The organism is Micromonospora sp. NPDC005197 (assembly GCF_040608295.1).
Lineage (GTDB): Bacteria > Actinomycetota > Actinomycetes > Mycobacteriales > Micromonosporaceae > Micromonospora.
Window position 1 is genome coordinate 38,925 of the sequence record NZ_JBEXHY010000044.1, and the last position, 6,000, is coordinate 44,924.

Annotated in this window: 4 protein-coding genes; 1 reads left to right on the top strand and 3 read right to left on the bottom strand. The window is 71.8% G+C overall.

What is annotated here, in order from left to right; all coding sequences use genetic code 11:
* Positions 1-11 precede the first annotated feature (11 nt).
* From gntF to ABZU46_RS16815, 3 genes are read right to left on the bottom strand one after another with little or no spacing between them, the layout of a single operon-like run.
* Positions 12-1,424, bottom strand: coding sequence for a guanitoxin biosynthesis pre-guanitoxin forming N-methyltransferase GntF (gene gntF / locus ABZU46_RS16805; RefSeq protein WP_354858588.1), 1,413 nt, complete (start codon positions 1,422-1,424; stop codon positions 12-14).
* A complete protein-coding gene (locus ABZU46_RS16810) occupies positions 1,421-1,927 on the bottom strand; it encodes a pyruvoyl-dependent arginine decarboxylase (protein ID WP_354858590.1) in 507 nt (168 codons plus the stop codon). Before ABZU46_RS16810 ends, gntF begins: the two co-directional genes overlap by 4 nt.
* Complete coding sequence (locus tag ABZU46_RS16815) at positions 1,924-3,552, bottom strand: AMP-binding protein (protein WP_354858593.1); 1,629 nt, start codon at positions 3,550-3,552, stop codon at positions 1,924-1,926. The genes ABZU46_RS16810 and ABZU46_RS16815 overlap by 4 nt, the downstream gene beginning before the upstream one ends.
* 174 nt (positions 3,553-3,726) lie before the next feature.
* Between ABZU46_RS16815 and ABZU46_RS16820 the strand changes: the two genes are divergently transcribed.
* A partial coding sequence (locus ABZU46_RS16820; RefSeq protein WP_354858595.1) for a BTAD domain-containing putative transcriptional regulator occupies positions 3,727-6,000 on the top strand: 2,274 nt, incomplete at its 3' end.

The following is a 6,000-nucleotide window of genomic DNA, read 5'->3' on the forward strand; positions in this document are numbered from 1 at the left end:
ATGATCGGGCTTCACGCGTAAGGGTTGAGGTTGCGTCCGCTGGAGTGGGGTGTACGACTTGCCCGTGATGGGCCGACCATGTGACGCGGAGCGGTGAGGCGGAAGCGGGGTGGCCGGAGGCGCTTGCGGGCAGAGCACAGGACGATTGCCGAATAGCCGTGTGAGCTCTCCCGGGCGACCTGCCGTACCTCAATTGATCCGTCCAGCGGCCCGAATTCGGGTCGCAGCACCGCCCGGAGGTCGTGTTCGTCGACATCCGCACTGGGAAAAGTCTTCTCCCCGACGGTGTAACCGCGGCAGCGGCGCAGGGCCGCGGTGACGAAGAGACCCCCGGGCCGGACCAGGCCAGTGATGTGGCGCATGAAGAACTGCCAGGTCGCCCGGTCGGCGGTGGCGGAGTCCGCGCAGTAGGCGCTGACCACCGTCGCGTATCGGCGGTCCATCGGGCGGGGCTGCCGGGCGTCCACCCGGATCAGCGCGGTGATCTTCTCCCGGGCGAGATCCTCACGGATCGCCACGTCCTCGTCGGTCGGGCAGCTGACCCCCTCACACCGCAGGGTGTAGCGGACGAACGGGCGCCAGTCGTGAGCATCGTGCTCGCGGTCGATCCACCGCTGGATCTCGTTGAGATTCGCCGGCAGGTAGTCGCCCAGGTGGATCTCCGAGGCCACCTCGGCGGCCGCGAAAACGTGATGCAGGGTGGGCCCCACCCCGAAGAACAACACGGGCTGACCACGTTCCGCGCGTCGCATCGCCTCGACGAGGAACGCGATGGTGGCGATCTCGTCCGGTTCGACGGTGCGGTAGTAGCCGGCGAGGTACTCCGCCGGTATCCAGTCCGTGTCGAATGACGCGTACCGGCGGCGCCGCCGGGTCACGAAGGCTCGGGTGAGGCGGGCGAGGCCGTACTCGTACAGGGCGGCGCCCAGGTTGGCACCGCCGAGGAACACGAGTGCCTCGTTCGAGGTGATCGAGTCGCTGAAGGCGGCGATCCCGAAGGCGCCCGCGTAGTAGGGCACCTCCTTGGCGACCTCGGTACCGGCGTACCCGAGGGCCGCCGCCAGGCGCGGTGCGCGGACACCGCTCGCCCTGCGCCGGAGCACGTCGTACAACGCCTTGGACAACACGTTGGTGCTGGTGCCCGTCGTCGCCAGGAGCGTCCAGTTCGCCCGCACACCGGTCCGCAGGCCGAACCCCCAGACCGCGTAGGTGGCGACCAGAAACGCCACCGTCCCGCGGTGGTCGAGGCTGCTGAGCAGGCCGGACGCGACCAGGCACGCGCCGGCCGCCACCACGCTCGCCTCCAGCGCGTAGGCCGATGCCGTGGTGGCGACGAGGCTGAAGACCCAGTTCCAGAGCTTGCGGTGCGTCGTCGGGGCACGGTCCGCCGGCCGGCCCACCGGAGCCGCACCGATGTCGTTCATACCGGTGCCGCCGCTCTGGCCGGTCGTCGGCCCGGCTCCCAGGCCATCGACTGGAACACCGCGACCACCAAGGCGCAGACCGGTCGCCCGGTGCAGCGGGCGCCGGCGACCGCGATGCCACGCGACGGGAAGCTCGTGCCGCGGTTGCGGCACAGCGCGTCCAGGGACGTGGTCACCAGCCCCCGCAGGCTCACCTCGTCGTCGGCGTCGTGTTCTACCAGCAGTCCGCGCCCGCAGTCGTCCTGCACCCAGCCGAGACCGGCCCAGGCCTGTGCGTCCGGCACCGCCGTCCGCGCCCGTGCCACCACGCAGTACAGCCGGTCGCCCCAGCTACCCGGTGTACGGCCGATCCGGTCGACCTGCTCGACGGAGCTGGCGGGCGGCAACACCGAGCTGAGGTAGATCAGGTTCCGGTCGGCGACACCGGCCGCCACCAGCGCGGCGTCGAAGGCGGCCAGCTCGGTCGGGCCACGGCCGACGGCTCCGGCCACCAGGATGTTCATCGCTGTCCGCCGTCCGCGCGGACTGCGGGCGGGGAGTCTTGCACTGTCCGCGCCCGTTCCGATCCGGTGCGCTCGGCCTCGACCAGCACCCGGCGGGAAAGCTTGCCCGACGGCGCCCTCGGCACTGACGAGGTGAACCGGACGGCGCGGAGCCGCTTATAGGGAGCGACCCGCTCGGCCACGTAGGCCAGCAGTTCCGCAGCTGTCGCCGGTCCCCGCAGCACCACGTACGCGACCGGCACTTCGCCGGCGTCCGGGTCGGGCCGGGGTACCACGGCCGCGTCCGCGACCGCCGGGTGGGTGAGCAGCAGGTGTTCCAACTCGGCCGGCGCCACCTGGTACCCCTCGTACTTGATCAATTCTTTCAACCGGTCGACCACGTACAGGTAACCGTCCTCGTCGAAGTAGCACAGGTCCCCGGTGCGCAGCCAGCCGTCGGCGTCGATGGTGGCGGCCGTGGCCTCCGGACGGTCGCGGTAGCCCCGCATGACCTGCGGGCCGCGGATCCATAGCTCGCCGGCGCGCCCGGCACCAAGGTAGGCACCGCCGTTCGGATCGACGACGCGCGCCTCGGTGTTCGGCACCAGTCGACCGACCGACCCGCGCCGCGGCTGGTCGAGTGGCCCTACGGCGACCATGGCGGTGGCTTCCGTCATGCCGAGGCCCTGGCTGACCACACACCCGAGCCGCTCGGCGCATCGCTGCTCCACATCGGCACCGAGGGGAGCCGCACCCACGCCCAGACTCCGCAACGAGGACAGGTCGTGATCGTCCACCAGTGGATGATCGGCCAGCGCGGTCGCCATCGGCGGCGACACGATACTGACCGTCACCCGGTACTCCTCCATCGTCCGAAGGAAGGCTTCGAGGTCGAAGCGCGCCAGGGTGACGACGGTCGCGCCGGCCGCCAGACTGCACGGCAGCACGACGTTGAACCCCATGACGTGGAAGAACGGCGTCGCGGCGAGCACCACGTCGTCCTCGCGGAAACCCATCACCGCCTGGCTCTGGCGAACGTTCGTCACCACGCTCGAGTGGGTCAGCTCCACTCCCTTGGGCAGGCCGGTGGTGCCGCTGGAGTACGGCAGGGCGGCGAGTCCGCGATCGGGGTCGTCCGCGAGCGTCGCCGGCGGGTGGTGGTGGGCGATCAGTTCACGGAACGACGTTGCGCCGACCGCGTCCCCGAAGACCAGCACCTCCTCGACGCCCGCCCGCTCGGCGGCGGCCACCGCGCGGTCCAGGAACGGCGCCCCGGTGACCAGCATCCGCGCCCCGGCGTCGGCGAGCTGACCGGCCAGCTCCTCGACGGTGAGCATCGGGTTGGCGCCGGTGATGATCCCGCCGGCTGCCATCGTCCCGTAGGCGGCCAGGGCGAACTCCGGCGAATTGGGGCTGTAGAGGGCCAGCACGTCACCCGGGGCGAAGCCTCGGGCGACCAGGCCGGCCGCGACCCGCTCCACACCGGTGGCGAGTTGCCGGTAGCTGATCGTGCGGCCGGTTGCGCCGTCGATCAGGGCCGGCTTGTCGCCGAGGCGGGCGGCATGCCGCAGTACCAGCGATGGCACGGTGGTCCCGCCGACCTGGACGTCCGGCAGATCGCTGCGGGACGGATGAACAACGGCCATGGCTACTCCTTCACCGTTGACGCCGGCACCAACCTGGGCAGGTTGCCGCTGGTGGGCCCGGGTTCCGACACTCATGAGCCGACCGTAGGGAGCTGCCGTGTGCAGACCGTTTCCCGACCGTTTTCGCAGCGTGGAAAGCGATAGAGTTCTTTCCGGACGACGACGGTGGTGGCTATGCGGAACCAACAGTTGCGTGTCCGGGTGCTCGGCGGGGCCGAGCTGACGATGGATGGGCGTCCCCTGGTGGAGCTGGCCTCCGCCAAGGCGACGGCGCTCCTGTTCTACCTGGCGGTCACCGGCACCGCGCACTCACGCTCGGCGCTGGCCGGGTTGCTCTGGAGCGACCTTCCGGAGCCGACGGCCCGGGCCAATCTGCGGCTGGTGCTGACCAAGCTGCGCCGGGTCGTCCCGGAGCAGGTGGCAGTGAGCAGGCAGACCATAGCGCTGGCGGACAGCCGGCAGGTGTGGGTCGACGTCGCGGAGGTGAGCCGGGTGGCCGCCGCCCACCAGGACGACGACGAGCTGCTGGAGGCCGTCCGGCTCTGCCGAGGCGACTTCCTCGAGGGTTTCGGCGTCCCGGGAGCGCCGCTTTTCGATGATTGGCTGACCGAGCGGCGCGCCGCTGTTCGGGCGGACATGCTCGCGCTCATGGACCGTGCCGTACAGCGGGCCAGAGACCGGCGGGATGCTGCCGGCGGGATTGAGGTGACCCGCCGCCTGCTGCAGCTGGAGCGCCTGCACGAGGAGGCGCACCGTGCGTTGATGTGGTTCCTGGCCGTGGGCGGTCAGCGTAGCGCCGCGCTCGCCCAGTACGAGACCTGCCGCTATCTCCTTCGGCGGGAGGAGTTGGGTATCGAGCCGGCGGCGGACACGCTTGCCCTCCGTGACGAGATCGCCGTCACCCGTGGGTTCACCGCGCTGGGTGTTGACCCGCTCGCGTCCGCCGCTCGGCAGGACGTGGCCCTGGCGGCCGGGCCGCCGCCGACCGATCTGCCTCGCCCGCTCACCGCGCTGGTCGGTCGGGAAAGGGAGCTGGCGCGCCTGCATGAGCTTCTCGATGATCCCACGTGCCGGCTCGTGACCCTGGTGGGTCCCGGCGGGATCGGAAAGACCCGGCTGGCGGTAGAGGTCGCCGCGTATCGGCAGGGGCGTCGTCGTGACGGGACGGTGTTCGTGTCGTTCGTTGGCACCAGCCCGGCCCGGCCGGCCGAGGCCGCCGATCTGGTCGTCGCCGGTCTCGCCCGCGCGCTCGAGATCGACCTGGCTGTGCCCCGCGAACCGCTGGACCTGCTCGCCGAGCAGTTGGCCGGCCGCGAGCTGCTTCTCGTGCTCGACAATCTGGAGCATCTCCGCGACAGCGCGGGGGTGCTCGCCGAACTCCTGAGGCGAGCACCCGGCGCGCAGCTGTTGGTGACGTCCCGGCGGCCGCTGGGGCTGGGTGTGGAGTGGCTGGTCGAGGTGCCAGGTCTGCCGTACCCACCGCCGGGCGCCGACGCGGACGCCGCCGGCTACGAGGCGGTGCAGCTCTTCCAGGAGCGGGCCCGGCTGCTGCGTCCCAACTCCCTCGCCATCGACGGCACCGCGGGGGCCGGCCGCGTGTGCCGGCTGGTCGCCGGTGTGCCGCTGGCCATCGAGCTGGCCGCCCGCTGGGTGCGCTCCGCCACCCCGGCCGCCATCGCCGATCGGCTCGCCAGCGGGCTCGAACTGCTCGAGACCACCGCACCCGACGTGGAGCGGCGACACCGCAGCCTCCGCTCCGTGATCGACTGGTCGTGGCAGCTGCTGACCGACGAGGAACGCCGGACCCTACGGCGGTTGTCGGTGCTGCGCCGTAGCTTCGACCTCGCGGCCGCCGGCGCCGTGGCGGGCGCCGGACTGCCGATGCTGGCCAGCCTCGTCGACCAGTCGCTGATCGCGGTCGGCGAGGACGGCCGCTACGAGATGCACGAGCTGCTCCGGCAGTACGCGGCCGAGAGCCTGGCCGCGGACCCCGCGGAGGAGGCGCGGACCCGGTGGCGCCACGCCGAGCACCACGTCGCACTGCTGCCCCCGCCGGGCGAGGCCCGCACCGAGGGCGGGCCGAGTCTGGAAACGGAGCAGGAGAACCTGCGGGCCGCCACCGAATGGCTCATCCTCGGCGCCGACCCGATCACGCTCGACGCTCACCTGGTCCGGCTGTGGGCGGTGTACCAGCGCCTGGGCTGGTTCCGGGAGGCTCAGGCCTTCTTCCGCGCGGCCCTGGAACGTCACGTCGCGCCCCTGCATCGGGCCCGCTGGCACCGCATGCTCGGCGAGACGCACCAGCAGATCGGGGAGGCGAACGCCGCTCGGTACCACCTGGAGCGGGCACTGGACCTTCTGGTCGGCCGCGGGGCCCGCGCGGCCGCGGGGGCGGCTGGGGTGCTGTCCACACATCTGATCACGCCGACCCCGTATGCGCAGGGGCCC

What these genes read in the sequence shown, in the direction of transcription:
- ABZU46_RS16815 (WP_354858593.1), bottom strand. Translation starts at nt 3,552, where the DNA reads ATGGCCGTTGTTCATCCGTCCCGCAGCGATCTGCCGGACGTCCAGGTC.
- ABZU46_RS16810 (WP_354858590.1), bottom strand. Translation starts at nt 1,927, where the DNA reads ATGAACATCCTGGTGGCCGGAGCCGTCGGCCGTGGCCCGACCGAGCTG.
- gntF (WP_354858588.1), bottom strand. Translation starts at nt 1,424, where the DNA reads ATGAACGACATCGGTGCGGCTCCGGTGGGCCGGCCGGCGGACCGTGCC.